Source organism: Streptomyces sp. NBC_01390 (assembly GCF_045040105.1).
Lineage (GTDB): Bacteria > Actinomycetota > Actinomycetes > Streptomycetales > Streptomycetaceae > Streptomyces.
In genome coordinates this window covers 8840598-8862543 of record NZ_CP109551.1, presented here as the reverse complement: position 1 = coordinate 8862543, position 21946 = coordinate 8840598, and the positions used below count along the sequence as shown (strand labels likewise).

The window sequence follows — 21946 nt, the reverse complement described above, 5'->3', positions numbered from 1 at the left end:
TGGACCGCGAAGGATCCGCTGGGTTACCGAGCGGGATCACTGAGGGGGGTTGCCGTGCTTTCGCGAGGGCAGGTCGGCGTGCTTGGTGTGCAGCATCGCGAGGGACCTGATGAGCACCGAGCGGGTCTCGGCCGGGTCGATGACGTCGTCGACCAGACCGCGCTCAGCGGCGTAGTAGGGGTGCATCAGCTCGGACTTGTACTCCTTGACCATCCGAGCCCTCATCGCCTCGGAGTCTTCGGCATCCGCGATCTGACGGCGGAAGATGACGTTGGCGGCACCCTCCGCGCCCATCACGGCGATCTCGTTCGTCGGCCAGGCGTAGGTGAGGTCGGCACCGATGGACTGGCTGTCCATGACGATGTACGCGCCTCCGTACGCCTTGCGCAGGATCAGCGAGATCCTCGGAACGGTCGCGTTGCAGTAGGCGTAGAGCAGCTTCGCGCCGTGCCGGATGATTCCGCCGTGCTCCTGGTCGACGCCCGGCAGGAAGCCGGGGACGTCCAGCAGCGTGACGATCGGGATGTTAAAAGCGTCACACATCTGGACAAAGCGCGCAGCTTTTTCGGACGCCTCGATGTCCAGGACGCCTGCGAGGCTCTGCGGTTGGTTGGCGACGATGCCCACGACCTGGCCGTCCAGCCGACCGAGCGCGCAGATGATGTTGCGGGCCCAACGCTCGTGAATCTCGAGGTAGTCGCCGTCGTCGACGATCTCCTCGATGACCTTGGTCATGTCGTACGGCCGGTTGCCGTCGGCCGGGACGAGGTCGAGCAGAACGTCGCTCCGCCTGTCGGCGGGGTCCTCGGAGTGGGCGCGCGGCGGGTTCTCGCGGTTGTTCTGCGGGAGCATCGCGAGGAGGTAGCGGACCTCGGCGATGCAGGTCTCCTCGTCGTCGTACGCGAAGTGCGCCACGCCACTGGTCTCGGCGTGCACGTCGGCGCCACCGAGGCCGTTCTGGGTGATCTCCTCACCCGTGACCGCCTTGACGACGTCAGGGCCCGTGATGAACATCTGCGAGGTCTCACGGACCATGAACACGAAGTCGGTGAGAGCCGGCGAGTAGGCCGCGCCGCCGGCACACGGGCCGAGCATCACGCTGATCTGCGGGATGACCCCGGACGCCTTCGTGTTGCGCTGGAAGATGCCCCCGTACCCGGCGAGAGCGGAGACACCCTCCTGGATACGGGCACCGGCGCCGTCGTTGAGCGACACCAGCGGAGCCCCGGCCGCAATCGCCATGTCCATGATCTTGTGGATCTTCGTGGCGTGGGCCTCGCCCAGCGCACCCCCGAAGATCCGGAAGTCATGGGCGTACACGAAGACCGTACGACCCTCCACCGTGCCCCAGCCGGTGATCACACCGTCCGTGAACGGCCGCTTCGCCTCCAGCCCGAACCCCGTCGCCCGATGCCGACGCAACTGCTCGACCTCGTTGAAGGAGTCCGGGTCGAGGAGCAGGTCGATGCGCTCCCGGGCGGTCAGCTTGCCCTTGGCGTGCTGTGCCTCGGTGGCCTTCTCGCTGGGGCCGGCCAGGGCCTGCGCACGGATCTCGTGCAGCTCGGCCACGCGCCCGCGTGCGTCCGTCGGCTCCCCCGCCGGCTCGCCCGCGAACTCACCCTGCGCCTCATCCAAAACGGTCATGTAGCGACCATACGAAGCCGAGCGAGAAAACCTGCCCGTCGACTCCGTACAGTCTCCGGCGAGTTTTCCTGGTACCCCTGAACAGAACCATGCCGGCATGCAGCCGACCCGACTGCTCAGAGGGCATGCGGGTTGTAGGGGTCGTACAAAGCCCGCCCGGCGAGACCCCTGTCACGCCGGGCACGACTACGACACAAGGAGTAACTTCACGAGTACCCATCCGACAAGGTTGAACATTGAACGGAATAGAACTATGGTTGCCCCCGTTGGACAGTTCAACGTTCAACAAACCGTCTCCAGGGAGTCACGCCATGAGCATCTTCAGCCGCAAGAACACCGCTGACAGCGACGCCGCCGCCTCGTCCGTGGCGACCACGGAGGTCCCCGGGCTCGCCGCGTTGACCGGCGAGTACACGATCGACCCGTCCCACACCACGATCGGCTTCGTCGCCCGGCACGCCATGGTGACGAACGTGAAGGGCAGCTTCCAGGAGTTCGAGGGCACCCTGCACCTCGACGGCAGCGACCCGGCCAAGTCGACGGCGTCCCTCGACATCAAGATGGACAGCATCGACACGGGCTCGGCCGACCGTGACGGCCACCTGAAGAGTGCGGACTTCTTCCGGACGGACGAGTTCCCGACGATGACGTTCCGCTCCACCAAGGCGGAGTCCCTGGGCGGCGACGACTACCGCATCACCGGCGACCTGGAGATCCTCGGCACCACCAGGCCGATCTCCATCGACATGGAGTTCAACGGCGCGGCGAAGGACCCGTTCGGCAACGAGCGCGTGGGCTTCGAGGGCAAGGCGGAGATCCTGCGCTCGGACTGGGGCCTGACGTGGAACGCGGCGCTGGAGACCGGCGGGGTGCTGGTGTCCGACAAGATCAAGCTGAACTTCGACATCTCGGCCATCAAGAACGCGTGACGCGACGCGAACCGCTCCCGGTGCCGCGTCATCGGCTTCGCCGTCGGCATCCGCGAAACATACGGAACGTACGGAGCGGAAACGAACCGCCCGCCCGGTCAGGACAGTGAGTCCCCGACCTGGCGGGCGGTCGTGTCTCCCGATCCTCTCGAATCTCCCGAACCTGTCGCTCCGCCCATCAGCCCGGCGACGGCTGCCGCGAGGCGAGCGGCCCGGCTGTCGGGCGTACCGGCCTTGAGCAGAGGCAGTACGACCTGGTACCGATCCGTCCTGCCGAGCACCTCGAAGGCCGCCCTGGCACGAGGGTCGCGCTCCGGCTCACTCACCCGTGTACAGCCGTCCCAGGTCTACCAGGACCACCTCTCCCCGCTTCTCCACCGCCCGCAGCTCGTCGGTGAACCCGGCCCCGCTGTAACAGGCGAGCCGTACGGCGGACGTGTCGACCCCGCGCTCCGCCAGCAGCCGTTGGGCCTGCCGCAGGCGCTCAAGGTGCCCCATTCCCATCGTCTGGTCCCACTTGGCCTCGCCCAGGGAGAGCAGTACGCCGTTGTCCTGGCCCACCGCGCCGCGTACGACCACGTCGATCTCGTGGCTGGTACGCGCCGTCCGGTCGGGGACCGTCCCGTACGAGACGTCGATCGGCATGCCGCCGAAGGTGTCCGGCGCGGCGAAGTGGGCCACCCACTCACGGCAGACCTGTTCGAAGTGCGGGCCGACGACTGCGGAGAGGAAACGAGGGCGGGCCGTTTCCCAGACGTGCTCGGCCATCCCGCGGTCCAGCAGGGCGAGTTTCGGCCGGGAGACAGCGTGGTCGAAGGCGATGAGCGGCTCGCCCACCCGGTAGACACTGCGGTTCCCCCGGAACGCGTCCGTCTCCCTCCGCACAAGTCCGCAGTCTTGGAGGACGGTCAGGGGATGCGTGATGTCGCTGATGGGCCGCTCCAGGCAGCCTGCGATCCGCCCTGCCGTGGCGTTCCCGGAGGCCAGCGCGGCGAGCACGGAGTGATAGAGGGCCCGGTCCCGCAGATCCGATTCATCGGCGAGGAGGTAGCGGGCCTCGCGATAGAGCGGGGAACGCGGTGACAGCGCCGTACGGCAGACCCAGTCGTCGAAGTCGGCCAGGTCCACGGGGACGTCGTCGCGTACGAACTCCCTTCGGTAGGCGGGAGTTCCGCCGACGACGCTGTGCACGAGGAGCGCGAGGCGGTGGTCGCCGATACCCCAGAAGGCGGCTGCCTGTCTGAAGTCGAGCGGCTGGACGACGAGTTCGAGCCCGGCCCGGCCACGCAGGGGTGATGTGCCGCTGAGCAGCTTTCCCATGAACGAGAGTGAACTGCCGCAGAGAAGGAGGCGTGTACGGGAGTTCAGTCGCTCCGGTCGGCGCGGTCCGTAGGCGACTTGGATGATAGAGGGGAGGGCGGGGGTGGCCCGGGCCAGGTACGGAAACTCGTCGATGACGACAGGGATGGGTCGTTCCCTGCCGAGGGCAAGCAGGCCGTCGATCGCCTGCTCCCACCTGTCGAAGCGCATCGGCGCGACGCTGTCGGTGTACTGCCCCAGCTCTTCACCGAACCGGCGCAGCGACTCCGCCTCGGTCGCTTCGTACGCGCAGAAGTAGAAGCCGCCTGCGGCGCGAGCGAGCGAGTCGAGGAGGAAGGACTTGCCCTGGCGACGACGTCCGGAGACGACAGCCAGGGTGGCCTCCGGACCGGTGTCGGACGCGAAGGCCGTGAGCTCGCTCCACTCCCGGTCGCGGTCGAACATGTCTGTGGGTTTGGACAGTTCGGGGGTCGGGCGGGGCATGGTTGGCCTCCGGCAGGATCACTTACTGATCATTTCAGAATGAGTTGAGCTGCGGGTCTTGCACTCGCCGATCGCCGCCCACCAGCAGCTCGGCGGCCCGATCGTGTTCATCTGGGACACCTGAACGTCCACAATGCCGCCGGCCTCCGGGAGTTCGCCGCCTCACGGGACTGGCTGACCATCTACTGTCTGCCGCCCTACGCACCCGACCTCAACCCCGTCGAAGGGATCTGGTCACCCCTGCGGCGCGGCTGGCTCTCCGACGTCGCCTTCAGCACCCCCGAACACCTCCTCCAGCGCATCCGACGCGGCCTCCGGCACCAGTACCGCAGCGACCTCATATGACGGCTGCCTAGCCGAGACCGGCCTGACTAGGACACGACATCACGAGTTCAAGCTCAGTAGGCGCGAGGGCCAGCCGAAAAACCGTCCTGCGAGTTGCGTCGCCTACTTTGCAGCGGGAGGCTTTGAGTATGAGCCAAATGATTCCGAAAGCAGATGCGAACGTACAGCGTCCCGATGTCGGTGAAGCGTCTACCAAGGCTGCAGAGGAGCAGCTTGCTCGCCTTGTCGAGGAGCCCTGGTTGGTTGAAGCCGACACGAATGAGCGGATTTTTGCGGCCGAGCGTCAGGCGAATGCTCCCCTGGTTCAGTTCCTGGAAAAGGATGCCGACGCCGTGGATGCCTCCCAGGAGATCGGGAGGCTGCGGAGGAAAGCGCGCATCCAGAGCGATTATGTGGAAGCCGCGGCCACCCATGCCTATGACTCTCTGATGAGAGACGCCCTCAAGGGAGTCAAGAAGGGGCTCAATATTTTTGTTCCACCCTATGACTGGGTGATCGACATAGAGCACAAGGCTGGTGAAGCTGTCGGGGACAAGGCTGCTGGGACGTTCTCCTCCGTCATCGAGGGGTACTTCGGTAGCGGTGCGAGCTGGGCGACTGCGGGGGTGGGTGTGGCGCTTAAGGCCACCGTGGACGGCGTGGCCAATATTCGGCCGCCCATGAGCGACAGCTGGAGGTGGTTCATCGACGCGACTCTGTTTTCGGCGAACACCTCTGGGTCGTGCCGCGTAGTAGTACAGGACCCGGTTTCGGGAGCCGTTTTGGGACCCGATGGGGACCGATCGGTGCCGCTTTGGAACCACACTTCGCAAACGGGCGCCAGTGGTAACGGATTCGGCTCGTTCTTCGCCTCCGATATTGCGCCGACCGTCACGCTGTCGGCAGGCCAGGTATTCAACGTGAGTTTCCTGGCGAACGTTTTCACCGACCAGTCTGGGTCGCTTGCCTTCGGGCATTCCTATGCCGACGGTCGTCTGGAAGTCAGTCTGCCGTTCTTTGTGGTTCAAATGTGACCTGCGGCGAGCGGGGCGGCGCTGGTTCCACCCCACCGCCCCCACAGGTGCGCGAATCGGAACGACTATTCACGGTCTATCGACGGATGGCAGGTATTTTTTTGTTGGTTGCGACAGGGATGGCCACCACCTGCCCGGTGCCCGGCGACGAGGACCTGCACGAGGTCTTACTGATCGTTCCAGAATGAGTTGAGCTGCGGGGCTTGTACTCGCCGATCTTGGTCGGCAGGGTGTCCGGAGTGCGTGCTGATCTTGTTCCTGACGACCTGTGGGAGCGGGTGGCCCCGCTGCTGCTGGCCCCTTCCGACCGACGCCGCCGGCATCCCGGGCGGCTCCGCGTTCCGGACCGGGCGGCTCTCGCTGGCATCATGTACGTCCTGCGGACCGGCGTTGCCTGGCGCGACGTCCCGGCCGAGACCGTGGGCTGCTCCGGTGTGACGGCTTGGCGTCGGCTGCGGGACTGGACCGAGGCTGGCGTCTGGGCCCGCCTGCACGCCGCCCTGCTGACCGAACTTCGGCGCGCCGACCTGCTGGACCTGGAGGACTGCTCCGTGGACGGGTCGCACGTCCGGGCACTCAAAGGGGGGGGATCACGCCGGCCCCTCACCCGTCGACCGCGCCCGCCCTGGCTCCAAGCACCACCTGATCGTCGACCGTCACGGAACCCCGCTCGCCGTCACCCTCACCGGCGGCAACCGCCACGACGTCACCCAGCTCCTGCCGCTACTCGACGCCGTCCCGTCGATCCGGGGTCTGCGGGGGCGTCCTCGCCGCAAGCCCCGGCGCCTGTATGCCGACCGGGGCTACGACTTCGACAAGTACCGCCGCCTGCTGTGGAAGCGGGGCATCAAACCGTTGATCGCGCGACGCGGCGTCGCCCACGGTTCCGGACTGGGCAAGGTGCGCTGGGTCGTCGAACGAGCCTTGTGCGCCACGAGGCGCTCTGTTTGTATCCCCGGCTCAGCCGGGAGGAACTCGGAAGGAGGTTTCTGGGCCCGATGACTTACCTGGAACCGAAAGGCGAAGGGGACAAAAGCATGTCAGAAAAACAGTGACCGGGCCCAGTTGTCAGGGGCGGTGTGCTGGGTGGCCCGCGCGATATGGCGAAGACTGAATTGTTTGAAGCCCAATCTCCAGAAGATGCAAGTTCCCATCCGTCGGAAAGACAGCTGAAACCGACGCCGTGCTCTGCACTGGCTTCTATTGTGCGGTCGGTGCACCTCCGGAGCGCGGGCGATGTCCAGCGAGGACATTCAAGGAGATGAGTGGGTCGCCTACGTCGCGCTAGAACGTACAAACAGAGACGAACGTGGGATCGCCTACGGGACGCGAGTCCTATGGCGACGGAGGCCTCGTAGTAGTCGCCGGAGCAACGCCCGGCCAGGGAGGATGGGAAAGCCGTCCGCAGGGCGAAGGGGGCCAGGTGATTCGGACACCTTCAGACTCGGGAGGTATGCGAAATGCAGAGTGCCGAAACGGTGCTGGGTGTCCTGCGTGAACGCGGCAGGCGTGGCCTGCCGTGCGAGGAACTGTATCGACAACTGTTCAACCCGCAGTTGTATCTGCTGGCCTACGGGCGAATCTACGCCAACCACGGCGCGATGACGCCCGGGGTCACAACGGAAACCGCTGACGGCATGTCGCAGAGGAAAATTGACCGTACTATTGAAGCGATGCGCCACGAGCGTTACCGCTTCCGTCCGGTCCGGCGCGTTCATATTCCCAAGAAGAACGGGAAGACGCGTCCTCTGGGGCTGCCGACGTGGTCGGACAAGCTTGTCGGCGAAGTCGTCCGTCTCTTACTGGAGGCGTATTACGAGCCGATGCTCTCCGGCCGGTCTCATGGGTTTCGGCCTCGTCGTGGGTGCCATACCGCGCTGCGGGAGGTGGCTCACACCTGGACCGGGACAGCCTGGTTCATCGAGGGTGATATCGCTGACTGCTTCGGCAGCCTGGACCATCAGGTCCTGTTGGCGATTCTCGGCGAGAAGGTCCATGACCAGCGGTTTCTGCGGCTGGTGCGGAACATGCTGACAGCCGGATACCTGGAGGACTGGAAGTGGGGCGCCACGCTCTCCGGAGCGCCGCAAGGCGGGGTGGCCTCCCCGATCCTGTCCAACATCTATCTGCACAAGTTGGACGAGTTCGTAGAGACAGTACTGATTCCGGAGTACACCAGAGGGGTGCGTCGGGCCCGAAATCCGGCGTATTTGGAGCTGCAAAATCTGCTGGCGAAGGCTCGCCGACGCGGTGACCGGGTTCAGGCCCGGACGCTGCGGCAGCAGATGGTCAGCCTGCCGAGCTCGGATCCACAAGATCTGGGATACCGGAGGCTGCGCTACATCCGCTATGCAGACGATCACCTCCTCGGATTCACCGGACCGAAGGCCGAGGCTGAGCAGATCAAGCAACGCCTGGCGATGTTCCTGCGCGAAGAACTCAAGCTGGAGCTTTCCCAGGAGAAAACGCTGATCACTCACGGTCGCACCCAAGCGGCCAGGTTCCTCGGTTACGAGATCGCGACCCAGCACAACGACACGAAGAAGACCGGCCGTTACCGACGCGTCAACGGTCAGATCGCTCTTCGTGTCCCTCTGGACGCGATCAAGTCCAAAAGTGCCCCCTATCTTGCCCGCGGCAAACCCGCAAAGCGAGATGCCCTCATCAACAGCAGCGATCACGCGATTGTTGCCACGTTCGGGGCCGTCTATCGGGGCATTGTCCAGTACTACCTGCTCGCCGGGGATGTTTCCCGGCTGCACCGACTGCGATGGGTTATGGAGACATCCATGCTCAAGACCCTTGCGTCCAAGCACCGTTCATCCGTGTCGAAGATGGCTGCCAAGCACAAAACCAGAATCGACACGGATCATGGCCCTCGAGTCTGCTTCGAGGCCCATATCGAGCGGGAGAACAGGAAACCGCTGGTGGCGCGGTTCGGTGGAATACCCCTCTATCGGCAGCGGGCGGCGAAGGTGGTCGACCGGCGGCCGACGTGGGTGGACTATCCGCACAAAGAGCTGGTCACCCGGCTCCTGGCGGACACATGCGAGATCTGCGGGCACAACGGTGATGTGCAGGTGCATCACATTCGCGCCCTTGCAGATCTCGCCCATGCCGGATGGCCGCCGTCCGACTGGACGCGCGTCATGCTCGATCGACGCCGTAAAACGGTCGTGGCTTGCGATGCCTGTCACGATCGGATCCACGGGGCGCAGGCGGCCAAGCCCTTCACGTCGTAGTCACTGGAGAGCCGGATGACCAGGAAACCGTCATGTCCGGTTCGGCGGGAGGCCGTGCGGAAAAGGGCCTGCCACGGCAGGCACCTCGCCGCGCGGCCGACCCAACCGCCTGGCTGCACCAGTTCAAACGGCTCCGCACCCGCTACGAGCGACGCGCCGATCTCCATCAGGGCCTGCTCGAACTGGCCTGCAGCCTCATATGCCTCCGCCGCCTCCGAACCTCATTCTGAAACGATCAGTTAGGGAAATACGCTTCCCGGAAGTACGTTTCCCTTGACTGTCTGGGCGCGTGATGGGGCACGGCGGCGGGCTGCCTGAACGATCCTCGGCAAGCCGGGCCAGAATGTGCCTACGGACGGCACGGGGACGGGCGTACGAACGGACGGGTGTGAGCGGCGGCGGGGATCGGTTCGACTTTCGAGGTAGTACGTTCAATGGCTCCTTCACCAGTAGGGCGGAGTGCTCTCACGACGCCCCCGCTCCTACGGCGACATCCACGTTGCCGGCAGCTCCCGCGGGGTTCACAGGGCGGGATGCGGAGGTCCGCGAGTTACTGAGCGCTCTCGATCCTGCCGTCGGTCAAGGCGACGGGTCGGTCGTCGTCTCCGTCGTCACCGGGCTCGGTGGGGTCGGCAAGACGGCGCTCGCGTTGCACATCGCGCATGTGGCATGGGAGCGGGGATGGTTCGCGGGCGGTGCGCTCTTCGTCAACCTGCACGGATACGACAACCTCCCGACGACGGCCGATCACGCAGTGCTCTCGCTACTGCGGGCGCTCGGGGTGCGGGACTCCGATCTGCCACCCACCTCTGACGAGCGGTACGCGCTCTACCGCTCCGAGCTCTCCCGCCGCAAGCCGGTGTTGATCGTGCTGGACAACGCCTCCGACCCGGCACAGGTCGCTCGCCTGCTGCCAGGGCGTGCTGGACATCGGTTGGTGGTCACGTCCCGGGATGCCCTGGACTCGCTACCTGCCCGGCAGTTCGCCGTCGATGTGCTGACCCCCGAAGCAGCGTGCTCGCTCATCGAGCGGGCATTGCGGCAAGCCGCCCCGGCGGATCGTCACGTTGCGGCCGAGCCCGACGCCATACGTGAACTCGCCGAACTGTGCGGACACTTGCCGCTTGCCCTGCTGATCGTCTCGGCCATGCTCCGGCGTCGCAGGACGCGCTCCGCCGCCACGCTCGCCGCCGAGTTGCGGAAAGCGACCGACCGGGTGCACAGACTGCGCACACCGGGGGTGGACCAGTACGACAGGGAACTGGACCTGCGGCCGGTGTTCGATGTGATGTACGCACGGCTCGAACCCGAGCAGGCCCGTGTTTTCCGGCTGCTGGGACAGGTACCGGGAGAGGACATCGGGCTCGGGGTCGCGGCCAATCTGGCCAACTTGCGTGCGTCGGAGCTGGAGCCGATTCTCGACGACCTGACCGCCACATCGCTCATCACCCCCTTCGTCCCGTTTGCCTCGGTCGACGTGCGCTGGCGAATGCACGATCTGCTGCGCCTCTACACACGAGCCGTGGTCACCGAGGATCCCCAGCTCCATGAGGAGGCAACGGCCGCCCGGCGCCGACTGCTCGCCTTCTACGCACAGGCGGCTCTGTCAGCCGCGGCTCACCTCAATGGCGAGGAACCGGACGGTGTGCCCGACATGTTCCCTCGTGGTCGCACGCAGGCGCTGTCCTGGTGCGATTCCGAGCGGAGCGGGATGCTGGTCGCCTCGCTCTGGACGGAGTCCAGTGACGACGTCGAGGCCACACGTGCCGTGCGTCTGGCCTCTGTTCTGCGTACCTATCTGCGCTGGTGCCGGGCGTTCGATCACTTGGTGATCATGTCCCACGGCGCAATCACCGCCGCGCGCCGACTCGATGACCTTGCGAGCGAAGCAATGGCGTGGAGCGGCCTGGGCATCACCTTGGGCAACCTGGGGCGATTCGACGAAGCCTTGAAAGCCAACCATCGCGCGGAGCGTCTCTTCGACAGGCTCGGCGACCGCAAAGGCCAGGCCAGGGCCCTGAAAGACATGGCACGCGAACAGAGCGCCCTCGAACGGTTTGAGGAGGCCATCGGAACCTATACCCGCAGTCTGCAGACATCCGATGATGTGGGTGACCGGCTCGGTGCGGCCCTCGTACGGCGCGATCTCGGCGACCTCCTCGGCCGACTGGGACGACATCGCGAGGCCTATGAATATCTGACCCAGTCTCGCGAGTACTGGATCGAGGCCGGGGACAAGAGCGGCGAGGCCTGCATCCACCACGACCTCGGGCACGCTCTCCGTCAGTTCGGCCGCTTTGAGGAGGCGTTCGTCGCCTATACCCATGCCTTGGGGCTCAACGCCGAGTTGGCCGAATGGGATGAAAGAGCCTGGGGGTTGAACAAGTTGGGCGAACTCCTGCGGATCATGGGACGCCTTGACGGCTCCGTCGTCGCGCACACCCGCGCCAGCGACTGGTTTGCGTTCTTGGGCGACAGCCACGCCGAGGCCTGGTCACAGCTTGGCCTGGGGACCACGCTTCTCACAGTGGGTCGCATCGAGGACGCTCGTGAAGCCGCCCTGCACGCGCGTTGCCTCTACGAGGCGGGCGGCAGGTGGAGTGGAGTCGGAGATACCCTCCAATGCATTGCCTTGACCTACGCCTCCCAACTCCGCAGCACAGAAGCTTCGGCCGCCTGGGCCGCGGCCGCCGAAGCATACGAGCGGGCCGGGGCCGGCGACATGGCTGACGAGGCACGCCGACAGGCTCAGGCGTAGTCACTCGCACATCCTGAACTCGCACCACACCGACTTACCGGGGTACCTCTCCCCCACCCCCCACCTGTCCGCCAGCCCCGCCACGATGAGCAGCCCCCGCCCTTCCTCGGCCGCTGGATTGAGATTCGACATACGGATCTCGCCCGGGCCGCTGTCATGGACCGCGACGCGCAGTACGCCGTCCGTGGCCAGCGCCAGTTGGAGCAGGAAGCCCCGGCCCGGCGGTACGCCGTGCAGGAGGGCGTTCGTCGCCAGTTCGCTCACGCAGAGCAGCACGTCGTCGGTGCGCTCGGGTGTGCCCCAGCCGGAGAGGGCCTCGCGGGTGAAGTCCCGGGCCAGGCGTACCGACCTGCGGTCGCGGCGGTAGAACACCTCGCGGGTGTGGAGGAGTTGGGGTTGTGCGTTCATGAGGCCACTGTCACAGCGAGTGACTATTGTGGGGCAGTGTGTGAGGTCGTAGTTCCGATTACTACGACTCCACTACGAGGAGTCCGGGTGGACACGGGGGAAAGGGACACTCATGCAATCGGTGAAGAGGCCCAGGAAGGGCAGTTCGTGGCAGGCGATCGGTGCGGGGGTCGCGCAGTTCCGGAAGAGGGCCCGTCTGACCCAGGAGCAGTTCGCGGAGGCCGCGAGCCTTCACGTCGACACCGTGAGGTCCATTGAGCAAGGCCGCCTTGCGCTCCAGCCCGACCGAGCGGTGCAGTTCGATGAACTGCTCGACACCGGCGGGGTGTTGGCCGCGATGGTGGCCAAGGTTCCGGTGCGCGAGCGGATGCCGCAGTTCGCGGAGGGGCTCGTCGAGATTGAGCAGGAGGCCGTGAGCATCCTCTCTTACGAGACTCAGGTGGTGCCGGGGCTCCTGCAGACCAAGGACTACTGTCGGGCCTCCTTCGACTCCCGCTTCCCTCGATTCGAGGACGAGACGGCGGAACAGTGGGTGACGTCGCGTATGGAGCGACAGCAGATCTGGCAGCGCAGGCATTCGCCGTTCGGCCACTTCATCCTGGAGGAGGGAATCCTGCGCACAGCCCTGGGTGGGGCGGACGTCATGCGAGAGCAGATCCGCGTGCTGCGCGAGTACAGCGCCCTTGACCGTATGGGGCTTCAGATCATGCCCATGGGACGCGTGCCGCACGCCGGACTCGCGGGTCCCATGCTGCTGCTGGAAACACCGGACCACGACCACGTGGTCTACCTGGAAGTGCAGCGCGCCAGCTTCCTGGTCGATGACCCTGACGAAGTAAGTGCGTATCAGCTGAAATATGGAATGCTGCGGTCTCAGGCCCTCTCTCCCGAGGAGAGCGCGTGTCTCCTGGACGGACTGCTTGGAGAGTCATGAACACCGCATCACGACAGCACCTCCCCACGGACGACCTGGCGTGGTTCAAGTCCAGCCACAGCAGCAACGAAGGCGGCAACTGCCTCGAAGTCGCCTACAACTGGCGCAAGTCCAGCTACAGCGGCAGCGAGGGCGGCGACTGCCTCGAAGTCGCCGCGCACACCTCCGTCATCCACATCCGGGATTCCAAGAACCCCTCCGGCCCCGTCCTCACCGTCGCCCCCGGCACCTGGGCCGCGTTCCTGAATCGGGCCTAGAGTAGAGCGCATGGACGACACCGAGTGGGTCATCGTCACCTCGTACGAGAACGCTCCCGGGCGGCCCAACCCCCTTGCCGCCGTGCGTGCTTGACTGCGAGAGCGTGGCATCGACTGGATGCCGTTCGGGCCGGACGAGGTGCGGTTCGACCTCGCTTGCGGGCCGGGAGTTGATGGGCGCTGGCACGGATGGTTCACCGTGTACGTGACCGCGGACGCGCTGCGCAGGCTCGGGCTTCATCCCGCGCAGGCCGCGCAGACGACCTCGCCCCGTGACGGGTGCTCGCCGCCCTCCTGGTGGCACGCCGCCGGGGAGCGGTACGGCCGTCGGTGGCCCGTGGCGCCGGGATAACCCGGTGCGAGGTCCCCGATCGCGGGTTAGCCTCCGTCCATGACCTGGCTCCCCCGCGACTTCGCCCACCCGCTGCACGTCGACGTACCCGGCGGGTACCACCTGCGGCCGATTCGCGGAACCGACGCCGCCCTCGACTACCCGACCGTCATGGGCTCGCGCGAGCGGCTGTGGAGCATCTTCGGGGAGGCCTGGGGATGGCCGGCCGCGACCATCACGTACGAGGCCAATCTCGCCGACCTGGAGCGCCACGCCGCCGAGGCCGACGCCCACGAGTCGTTCAACTACGTGCTGCTCAACGACGACGAGACCGTCGAACTCGGGTGCGTGTACATCGATCCGCCCGAGAAGGCCGGCGCCGACGCCGAGGTCTCCTGGTGGGTCGTGGACAGTGCGGCGGGCGGCGCGGTCGAGCAGGACCTCGACGCTCTCGTACCTCGGTGGATCGCCGAGGACTGGCCCTTCGTCAAGCCTCGGTTCATCGGGCGGGATCTGTCCTGGGCGGAGTGGCTGCGGCTGCCTGACGCGTCCGCGTGATCCCGGCCCGGTCAGGTCAGGTCACGTCAGGCCGGGCGAACCGGCTGGCCCGATAGGGGCGGCCGGTTTTCGCCCCTTGTGGGTGCGCTCGCAGCGTTCCCATAATCCTTCAACAGATTTTGACCAGCTCATGCCAGCAAAAGCACGAGTTCTTTCTGTTTGCTTGGCATGACCCTGACATTTCTGCGTATGTCCAACCCCCCACGGAAGGCATCACGTTGAAGAAGCTCATCACCGCGCTCAAGAGAGCCGCTGCCGCCGGCGCCGCCGCGCTCGCGATCACCAGCCTTCAGCCCCTCTCCTCCGCGCAGGCCGCTCCGGCTCCCGTCGTCGGCGGAACCCGTGCCGCGCAGGGCGAGTTCCCCTTCATGGTCCGGCTCTCCATGGGCTGTGGCGGCGCGCTCTACACCCAGCAGATCGTGCTCACCGCCGCGCACTGTGTGAACGGCTCCGGCGCCAACACGAGCATCACGGCCACCGCCGGTGTCGTGGACCTCCAGTCCACCACCGGGCGGGTCCAGGTCAGGTCCACCCGGGTCTACCAGGCCCCCGGCTACAACGGCAACGGCAAGGACTGGGCGCTCATCAAGCTCGCCACGCCGATCAACCTGCCGACGCTGAAGATCGCCACCACCACGCAGTACAACACCGGTGACTTCACCGTCGCGGGCTGGGGTGCGGCCGTGGAGAACGGCGCTCAGCAGCGGTACATGCTCAAGGCCACGGTGCCGTTCATCAGCGACGCCACGTGTAAGGCGTACGGCGGTCTGTACACCGGCCTTGTCGCCGGCGACGAGATCTGTGCCGGGTTCGCGGCGGGCGGTGTCGACACCTGCCAGGGTGACTCCGGTGGGCCGATGTTCCGCAAGGACAACGCCGGTGCGTTCGTCCAGGTCGGAATCGTCAGCTGGGGTGACGGGTGCGCTCAGCGGAACGCGCCTGGTGTCTACTCCGAGGTCTCGACGTTCGCCTCGGCCATCGCTTCGGCGGCGTCGACGCTCTGACTCGCGTCGGCATCATCTTTCGTACGACGTCCACGGGTCCGGCGGCTGTCAGCGCCGGGCCCGTGCTCGTGTCCGGGTCCGTGGGGGCTTGCGTGGCCAGAGTGAATCGCCCCCGCCGCCCCTACCCGTCCCATCCTCGGGGCGCTGCCCCCGAACCCCCGCTCCTCAAACTCCCCCGGAGGGGGGACCCCCAAGGGGCTGAAATTTGCCGGTCGGCGCTGCTCAGGAGCCCGCTCCTCCAGCTTCCCCAGAGGGGGGGACCCCAAAGGGCTGGATTTTCCCCCCGAGGTCGCTGGATCAGAACCCCCCGCCGAAGTCCCCTCCCCCACCCCCGAAGTCGCCGCCGCCCCCGAAGTCCCCTCCCCCGAATCCGCCTCCGAAGTCGCCGGGGTCGAAGTCCGCGCCGGAGATGTCGCCGCCGTCGTAGCCGCCGAAGTCTCCGTAGCCGGTGCCGTAGTCGGCCGCGTAGGACGGGGTTGCCATCATGCTGCCGAGCATCGTGCCGACGAGGAGGCCGGGGAGGATGCCGCCGCCGAAGTAGCCGCCCGCCCAGGGGCCGTACGCCGGGCCCGCGTCCCAGTAGGGGCGGGGGCCCGAGGCGGTCTCCACCTCGCGGAACGCGGGGTCCAGGCCGTCGGCCAGGCGGGCGCCGTCGGCGGCGCAGACCGGGACCTCGCGGGGTGCGCCGCCCGCCGGTGTCCAGGTCGCGTCGGCGACCGAGGGGCCGTGGCGCGGGTCGAAGAAGCAGGGGCCCCGGCGTTCGGGCAGCGGGCGGCCTTCGCGGCGGGCGGCCAGTTGCGCCAGCGAGAATCGGCCGTCCTCCAGCGCCTGCGTCACCGCGCGCACCTCTTCCGGCCGCCGGGTGGCCGCCATCAGCGACTTCGCCTTCTCGTACGCGTCCAGCGCCCGCTCGTAGTCCGCGCGCATCGTGTCGTCGGCGCCCGCTTCGGCGGGGTGGAAGTCGAGCCGGTCCAGTTCCTCGCCGAACGCGGTGATGTCCTCGTCGACGACGACCGCCAGCTTGGCAAGTGCGGCCCGCCGCTCCTCCTCGCGCCGCCGCCGGTTGCGTCGGACCAGTGCGTACGCGCCGGCGCCGCCGGCCGCCAGTACCCCGCCGGTGGTGATCAGCGCCCCCGCGTTCACCCCACCGCCACCGCCACCGCCCGAGCCGCTCCAGGTGGCGGGCGCCGAACCGCCGACGTTGCCGCGCAGGGCCGCGTCGACGAAGTCGTTGAGCTGGGCCTTCGTGTCGCCTGCGGTCCCGACCGCCGTCACCAGGTTGTGGACGGCCGACCGGCTGAGCACACTGCCGTCGGCCCGCGCGTCGAGGCGGTCGCCGAGGCGAACGACGTACAGGCCGGTGACGCCTGTCTCCGTGCGGAGGTTCGTCCAGAAATTCTGGGTCGGGTAACCGGCCGGGAGGACGGCCACGAACACGGGTTTGTCCGCGTCCTTGATCTTCGCGGCGAGCGCATCGGCGTCGGACGCGGACAGCAGGTCGGAGGCGGCCGGGTCCACGTACACCGGGCCCGCCCGCAGCGCCTCGGCGACCTTGGAGAGGTCAGTGGCCGCTTGCGCGCCGGGGGCGGCCGTGAGCAGGGCGAGTACCGCGAGTGTCACGACAAACGGCACCAGCAGCAGGCGTACGAGCGGGCGGACCACTACGGCCTTCATACCTTCGAAGCTACCCGACGGAGGGAAGAAAGGGCATAAAGAGGGCAGGCGGCCGCCTCCGCTCAGGCCGCCCGGTACGCGGCCCTCAGCTTCCCCACGGCCGCGCCGTACCGTCCGGTCAGCAGCAGATGGTCGGCGTCGGCGAAGGGTCTGGCTGCGGCCGGGGTGATGTGCTGCCCGATTTTCGCCTGCACGATCAACCGCGCCTCGGTGACGACCGCGCGTCCCGCCTTCCCGTCGTGGGCCCGTTCGGCCGCGGCAGCCGCGACCGCCAGCGCCTTCAGGGTCTTGTCCCCACCCGCCGCGATCTTGGTCCTCGTCGTGAGTCCCCAGCCGTACGGGAACTGCGGATCGTACGTCGCGTCACCCACGTTGATCGGCAGCTGAGCCTCCGACTTCGGCCAGGTGAGCGGGAGTTGGCCGGTGAACGCCCGCCTGCCGTAGAGCGTGTCGGCGACGCCCTCGCCCTCGCTGCCCGGCAGCCAGGAGGCGACGAGGGCGTCGATGTCACCGAGCCTGTCGCCGACGAGCTGGGGGCGCCCGGCGACCACCAGCACCGCGCACCTCATCGACGCGCACACCTTGTCGACCGCCGCCTTGTCGGCGTCGCTCAGCTCCAGGTCGTTGCCGTTGCCGACATCGCCCACGCCCTCGGCGTAAGGGGTCTCGCCCACGATCACGACGCCCACGTCATAGCCGGTTGTCGGCGCCGACGCGTCCTTGGAGTAGGTGATGTCCCCGCCCGCCTTTCGCATGCCCTCCAGGATCGTCGTACCGTCGGTGATGTCCCCGGGGGAGCCCTGCCAGGTGACGGTCCAGCCGCCGGTCTGGTTGCCGATGTCATCGGCGTTGGACCCGGCGACGTACACCTTCTGGGACTTGCGAAGCGGCAACAGGCCGTGCTCGTTCTTCAGCAGCACCTGGGACTTCGCCGCCAACTGCCTTGCCACCGAGCGGTGTTCGGCCGAGCCGATGTCCGCCGCCCCGCTCGTGTCGGCGTACGGCTTCTCGAAGAGGCCGAGCCTGAACTTCTGGGTGAGAATGCGGGCGACGGCGTCGTCGACACGCTTCTCGCTGATCCGGCCGGCGTTCACCTCGGCGACGAGGGTGGTGTGGAAGTCCTGGTAGGCGTACGGAACCATGATCATGTCGAGACCCGCGTTGACGGACGTACGGACGTCGGAGGCGTAGTCGCCGGGAATCTGGTCGATGGCCTGCCAGTCGCTGACGACGAAGCCGTCGAAGCCCATACGGCCCTTCAGCACACCGTTGATCAGGTCGGCACGGGCGTGCATCTTCACCGGTCCCTGGCCGTCGCCCGCGATGTCGAGGGAGGAGTAGGACGGCATGACCGAGCCGACTCCCCGGTCGACGGCGTCCTGGTAGGGGGCCAGATGGACCGTCTCCAGCTGCTTCCGGGTGACCTCGGTGATGCCCTGGTCGATGGTGTACGAGCCGGTTGTGGAGGAGCCGTACATGGTGCCGCCGTCGCCGACGAAGTGTTTGGCGGTGGCGAGAACCTTGTCGTTTCTCTTCAACTCCGTGCCGTTCGCGCGCCCTTGGAGACCCTGGATCACCGTCTCCATCGACTCGACGAGCGCCGGGTCCTCGCCGAACGACTCGTAGGTCCGCCCCCAGCGTTCGTCACGGGCCACGCAGAGACAGGGCGCGAAGTCCCAGGGGATGCCGGTGGCGCGGACCTCGGCCGCCGTCACCTTCCCTGCTCCGTAGGCGAGTTGGGGGTCGCGGGCGGCCCCGATGCCGATGTTGTGCGGCAGGACCGTGGCGCCGACCAGGTTGTTGTGGCCGTGCACGGCGTCCACCCCGTAGATCAACGGGATCTGGAACCGCGTTGCCTGCGCCCGGAGTTGAAAGCCGTCGATCATCTTCGCCCAGGCCGCCGGGGTGTTGGGCGTGGGCGTCGAACCGCCGCCCGAGAGCAGCGAACCGAGGTCGTAGGCGGCGATGTCACCGGGTGTCGCCGCGACGGCTCCGCGCTCGGCCTGCGTCATCTGGCCGGCCTTCTCCGCCAGGGACATCCGGGAGATGAGGTCGACGACCCGCTGCTTCACCGGCAACTTGTCGTTCAGATACGGGAGTTCATGGGCGTCGATGACGATCCGCGGTGTCTCGGCCGGGGCCCTGGCGCCGGTGACCGTGAGCTTGAGGGGGACTGTCTCCGCCGGCTCCGCCGACCTGTCCTTGCGGGTGGGGACCTGGATCGTGCGGGAGGTGCCGGAGACGGTGCCCGCCGGAAAGGTGAACTCGCCGCGGACGGGCGGGTAGTCGGTGCCCTCCGATGCCGTGCCGCCGGTTGTCGTCTCGTAGGCGACCGTCACGGGGTCGGTCAGCGGGGCGGCACCGGTCGTGCCGACGGCGACGCGGACCTTTGCCGTACCGCCCTCCTTCACCGGGTACACGGCGGAGTCGGTGGTGACGGACGCGCGCAGCGACTGGTCCGCATGGCCGTACAACTCGACGCCGTCCATGGCGAATCGGCCGCTGATCCCGACGGGGAGGGTGAGGGCGTATCCCCAGGTCGCGGTGAGGCCGAGAATCTGGTCGATGCCGCCGACCGGCTGGTAGTCCGTGCGGTAGACGAAGTCGGTGAAGGGGAGCTCGATCTGCTTCCAGCCGGTGAAGTCGTCGGTGAAGGAGGTCGTCCAGAGTTCGGAGGCCTCGCCGTTGGCACCGCCGTCCTTCAGCTCGAAGTTGACCTTCCTGCCGTTGTTCCGGCCGTCCCACCAGAAGCGGATGCCCTTGCTCCCCGACCAGTCGTGGGCCGGTTCGGCGAAGGCGAAGTCGTGGGTGAAGCCGCCGTAGCCGCTGATGTCGTAGGTGCCGGTGAGAACCTTGGCGCCCTCGGGAGCGTCCGCCCTTTCGGTGAGGGCGAGTTGGGGCGGGTCGTCACTGTCGCCGCCCCAGGTGAAGATGCCGTCGGCGGGCGGGGACGCGAAGGGGACCTCGCCCTCGAAGCGGTCCACCGGGACGGGGGCGGGGTCGTCCGCCCCGGCCGCCGTGTCCGCGACGGCCAGGGGCAACAACCCGGTCAGCAGAGTGGCGCAGACGAGCAGGGCGGTTCGGCGCATGGACCTTCCCTCGGCTCTCGGAGGCCTGTCCTTGAGTCCTTGAGCCCACTTGAACACCTTGCGTGAACTCACGGCTGGAACACGCCGTGAGTCAACAAGCGCCCCAGGGGACCGTCAAGGTGCCGAACTCGCCACCCGCCACTTTGCCCGGATCCGGCCCTGCGCCCTGCTCCCTACTTCGCGGGTTCCACGCCTGCCCGCAGCAGTCCGTACGTGTAGGCGTCCGCCAGCGCCTCCCAGGACGCGGCGATCACGTTGTCGGCGACGCCCACCGTCGACCACTCGCCCTTGCCGTCCGAGGTGGCGATGAGGACACGGGTCGTGGACTGCGTGCCGTGCTTGCCCTCCAGGATGCGGACCTTGTAGTCGACCAGCTCCAGCTTGGCGAGCGGCGGGTAGATCTTCTCCAGGGCCACCTTCAGGGCGCGGTCGAGGGCGTTCACCGGGCCGTTGCCCTCCGCCGTGGCGACGATGCGCTCGCCCTTGGCGAAGAGCTTGACCGTGGCCTCGTTGGCGTGGCTGCCATCGGGGCGGTCCTCGACGATCGCGCGCCAGGACTCGACCTCGAAGTACGTACGGGCCTTGCCCTCGGCCTCCGCGCGCAGCAGCAGCTCGAAGGACGCGTCGGCCGCCTCGAACGTGTAGCCCTGGAGCTCGCGCTCCTTCACCCGAGCGACGACCCGGCCGACCAGTTCGCGGTCGTCGCCCAGGTCGACGCCGAGTTCCTTGCCCTTGAGCTCGATCGAGGCGCGGCCCGCCATGTCGGAGACCAGCATCCGCATGGTGTTGCCGACCTGCTCGGGGTCGATGTGCTGGTAGAGGTCGGGGTCGACCTTGATGGCCGAGGCGTGCAGGCCCGCCTTGTGGGCGAAGGCCGAGACACCCACGTACGGCTGATGCGTGGACGGGGTCAGGTTGACGACCTCGGCGATGGCGTGGGAGATGCGGGTCATCTCGCGCAGGGCGCCGTCGGGGAGGACCTTCTTGCCGTACTTCAGCTCCAGGGCCGCCACCACCGGGAACAGGTTGGCGTTGCCGACGCGCTCGCCGTAGCCGTTCGCCGTGCACTGGACGTGGGTCGCGCCCGCGTCGACGGCGGCGAGGGTGTTGGCGACCGCGCAGCCCGTGTCGTCCTGGGCGTGGATGCCGAGGCGGGCGCCGGTGTCGGCGAGGACCGTGGCGACGACCGCCTGGACCTGGGCCGGGAGCATCCCGCCGTTGGTGTCGCAGAGGATGACGACATCGGCGCCGGCCTCGGACGCGACCCGGACGACGTCCTTGGCGTACTCGGGGTTCGCGCGGTAGCCGTCGAAGAAGTGCTCGCAGTCGACGAAGACGCGGCGGCCCTGGGAGCGCAGGTGAGCGACGGTGTCGCGGACCATCTCCAGGTTCTCGTCGAGGGTCGTGCGCAGCGCCAGCTCGACGTGCCGGTCGTGGGACTTGGCGACCAGGGTGATGACGGGTGCGCCGGAGTCGAGGAGCGCCTTGACCTGCGGGTCCTCGCTCGCCTTGCCGCCGGCCCGGCGGGTGGCACCGAAGGCCACCAGCTGGGCGTGCCGGAAGTCGATCTCCTGCTGGGCGCGGGCGAAGAACTCGGTGTCGCGCGGGTTGGCGCCCGGCCAGCCGCCCTCGATGAAGCCGACGCCGAAGTCGTCCAGGTGCCGTGCGATGGCCAGCTTGTCGGCGACGGTGAGGTTGATGCCCTCGCGCTGGGCGCCGTCGCGCAGGGTGGTGTCGAAGACGTGGAACGAGTCGTCGAGTTCGCTGGGTTCCGTCATGATCTCAAGGCTCCTGAGGATGTCGATCTCGGTCTGTACCGGAATGACCGGCTCCACCGTCCCCCAATGATCCCTCGCGCTCCTTCTCCGGCTGAAGGTGGGCCAGAAAAGCGAAAAACCCCTCGCGGGTGCGAGAGGTCTGCGCGCGGGTCGAAGACGACGATGGCCGCCCGTACCGG

15 protein-coding genes and 3 pseudogenes are annotated in these 21946 nt (G+C 67.4%); 11 read left to right on the top strand and 7 right to left on the bottom strand.

Annotated features, from left to right (window positions below):
• Positions 1-36: 36 nt before the first annotated feature.
• Positions 37-1644: an acyl-CoA carboxylase subunit beta gene (locus OG241_RS39815; protein ID WP_405822594.1), complete on the bottom strand. Its 1608-nt coding sequence runs from the start codon at positions 1642-1644 to the stop codon at positions 37-39.
• 311 nt (positions 1645-1955) lie between these two features.
• On the opposite strand from OG241_RS39815, the gene OG241_RS39810 reads away from it, so the two are divergent.
• A complete protein-coding gene (locus OG241_RS39810; protein WP_405822592.1) occupies positions 1956-2573 on the top strand; it encodes a YceI family protein in 618 nt (205 codons plus the stop codon).
• Between the two features lie 98 nt (positions 2574-2671).
• On the opposite strand, the gene OG241_RS39805 is transcribed toward OG241_RS39810, so the two are convergent.
• On the bottom strand, positions 2672-2899 hold the full coding sequence (locus OG241_RS39805; protein ID WP_405822590.1) for a YdeI/OmpD-associated family protein: 228 nt from the start codon (positions 2897-2899) through the stop codon (positions 2672-2674).
• Positions 2892-4376, bottom strand: coding sequence for an ATP-binding protein (locus tag OG241_RS39800; RefSeq protein WP_405822588.1), 1485 nt, complete (start codon positions 4374-4376; stop codon positions 2892-2894). Before OG241_RS39800 ends, OG241_RS39805 begins: the two co-directional genes overlap by 8 nt.
• Positions 4377-4446: 70 nt before the next feature.
• Here OG241_RS39800 and OG241_RS39795 point away from each other — a divergent pair.
• The 6 genes and pseudogenes from OG241_RS39795 to OG241_RS39770 form a co-directional block, all read left to right on the top strand.
• A pseudogene (locus OG241_RS39795) lies at positions 4447-4749 on the top strand (transposase); the annotation flags it as partial.
• A gap of 100 nt (positions 4750-4849) precedes the next feature.
• On the top strand, positions 4850-5734 hold the full coding sequence (locus OG241_RS39790) for a hypothetical protein (protein ID WP_405822586.1): 885 nt from the start codon (positions 4850-4852) through the stop codon (positions 5732-5734).
• A gap of 239 nt (positions 5735-5973) precedes the next feature.
• A pseudogene (locus OG241_RS39785) lies at positions 5974-6658 on the top strand (IS5 family transposase); the annotation flags it as partial.
• A 536-nt stretch (positions 6659-7194) separates the two neighbouring features.
• On the top strand, positions 7195-8976 hold the full coding sequence (locus OG241_RS39780; protein WP_405822584.1) for a reverse transcriptase domain-containing protein: 1782 nt from the start codon (positions 7195-7197) through the stop codon (positions 8974-8976).
• A gap of 107 nt (positions 8977-9083) precedes the next feature.
• Positions 9084-9206 (top strand): annotated as a pseudogene (locus OG241_RS39775) (IS5/IS1182 family transposase); the annotation flags it as partial.
• A 269-nt stretch (positions 9207-9475) separates the two neighbouring features.
• A complete protein-coding gene (locus OG241_RS39770) occupies positions 9476-11734 on the top strand; it encodes a tetratricopeptide repeat protein (RefSeq protein WP_405822582.1) in 2259 nt (752 codons plus the stop codon).
• Here OG241_RS39770 and OG241_RS39765 read toward each other — a convergent pair whose 3' ends face one another.
• Positions 11735-12142, bottom strand: a complete 408-nt coding sequence (locus OG241_RS39765) for an ATP-binding protein (RefSeq protein WP_405822580.1) — start codon at positions 12140-12142, stop codon at positions 11735-11737.
• 112 nt (positions 12143-12254) lie between these two features.
• Between OG241_RS39765 and OG241_RS39760 the strand changes: the two genes are divergently transcribed.
• From OG241_RS39760 to OG241_RS39745, 4 genes are all read left to right on the top strand, one after another.
• A complete protein-coding gene (locus OG241_RS39760) occupies positions 12255-13076 on the top strand; it encodes a helix-turn-helix domain-containing protein (RefSeq protein WP_405822578.1) in 822 nt (273 codons plus the stop codon).
• Positions 13073-13333 carry a DUF397 domain-containing protein gene (locus OG241_RS39755; protein WP_405822576.1) on the top strand — a complete coding sequence of 87 codons (261 nt, stop codon included), beginning with the start codon at positions 13073-13075 and terminating at the stop codon, positions 13331-13333. Before OG241_RS39760 ends, OG241_RS39755 begins: the two co-directional genes overlap by 4 nt.
• A 391-nt stretch (positions 13334-13724) precedes the next feature.
• Positions 13725-14222, top strand: coding sequence for an N-acetyltransferase (locus OG241_RS39750; RefSeq protein WP_405822574.1), 498 nt, complete (start codon positions 13725-13727; stop codon positions 14220-14222).
• Between the two features lie 218 nt (positions 14223-14440).
• A complete protein-coding gene (locus OG241_RS39745; protein ID WP_405822572.1) occupies positions 14441-15226 on the top strand; it encodes a S1 family peptidase in 786 nt (261 codons plus the stop codon).
• Between the two features lie 297 nt (positions 15227-15523).
• Here the strand turns inward: OG241_RS39745 and OG241_RS39740 are convergent, their stop codons facing one another.
• The 3 genes from OG241_RS39740 to cimA all read right to left on the bottom strand — a co-directional run bounded on the left by OG241_RS39740 (position 15524) and on the right by cimA (position 21767).
• Positions 15524-16900 (bottom strand): hypothetical protein, encoded by a 1377-nt coding sequence (locus OG241_RS39740; protein ID WP_405822571.1) that lies wholly within the window; start codon positions 16898-16900, stop codon positions 15524-15526.
• Between the two features lie 62 nt (positions 16901-16962).
• A complete protein-coding gene (locus tag OG241_RS39735; RefSeq protein ID WP_405822569.1) occupies positions 16963-19989 on the bottom strand; it encodes a glycoside hydrolase family 3 protein in 3027 nt (1008 codons plus the stop codon).
• 173 nt (positions 19990-20162) lie between these two features.
• Positions 20163-21767: a citramalate synthase gene (cimA, locus tag OG241_RS39730; RefSeq protein WP_405822567.1), complete on the bottom strand. Its 1605-nt coding sequence runs from the start codon at positions 21765-21767 to the stop codon at positions 20163-20165.
• Between the last annotated feature and the right edge of the window lie 179 nt (positions 21768-21946).

What these genes read in the sequence shown, in the direction of transcription:
- OG241_RS39815 (WP_405822594.1), bottom strand. Translation starts at nt 1,644, where the DNA reads ATGACCGTTTTGGATGAGGCGCAGGGTGAGTTCGCGGGCGAGCCGGCG.
- OG241_RS39810 (WP_405822592.1), top strand. Translation starts at nt 1,956, where the DNA reads ATGAGCATCTTCAGCCGCAAGAACACCGCTGACAGCGACGCCGCCGCC.
- OG241_RS39800 (WP_405822588.1), bottom strand. Translation starts at nt 4,376, where the DNA reads ATGCCCCGCCCGACCCCCGAACTGTCCAAACCCACAGACATGTTCGAC.
- OG241_RS39790 (WP_405822586.1), top strand. Translation starts at nt 4,850, where the DNA reads ATGAGCCAAATGATTCCGAAAGCAGATGCGAACGTACAGCGTCCCGAT.
- OG241_RS39780 (WP_405822584.1), top strand. Translation starts at nt 7,195, where the DNA reads ATGCAGAGTGCCGAAACGGTGCTGGGTGTCCTGCGTGAACGCGGCAGG.
- OG241_RS39765 (WP_405822580.1), bottom strand. Translation starts at nt 12,142, where the DNA reads ATGAACGCACAACCCCAACTCCTCCACACCCGCGAGGTGTTCTACCGC.
- OG241_RS39760 (WP_405822578.1), top strand. Translation starts at nt 12,255, where the DNA reads ATGCAATCGGTGAAGAGGCCCAGGAAGGGCAGTTCGTGGCAGGCGATC.
- OG241_RS39755 (WP_405822576.1), top strand. Translation starts at nt 13,073, where the DNA reads ATGAACACCGCATCACGACAGCACCTCCCCACGGACGACCTGGCGTGG.
- OG241_RS39750 (WP_405822574.1), top strand. Translation starts at nt 13,725, where the DNA reads ATGACCTGGCTCCCCCGCGACTTCGCCCACCCGCTGCACGTCGACGTA.
- OG241_RS39740 (WP_405822571.1), bottom strand. Translation starts at nt 16,900, where the DNA reads ATGAAGGCCGTAGTGGTCCGCCCGCTCGTACGCCTGCTGCTGGTGCCG.
- OG241_RS39735 (WP_405822569.1), bottom strand. Translation starts at nt 19,989, where the DNA reads ATGCGCCGAACCGCCCTGCTCGTCTGCGCCACTCTGCTGACCGGGTTG.
- cimA (WP_405822567.1), bottom strand. Translation starts at nt 21,767, where the DNA reads ATGACGGAACCCAGCGAACTCGACGACTCGTTCCACGTCTTCGACACC.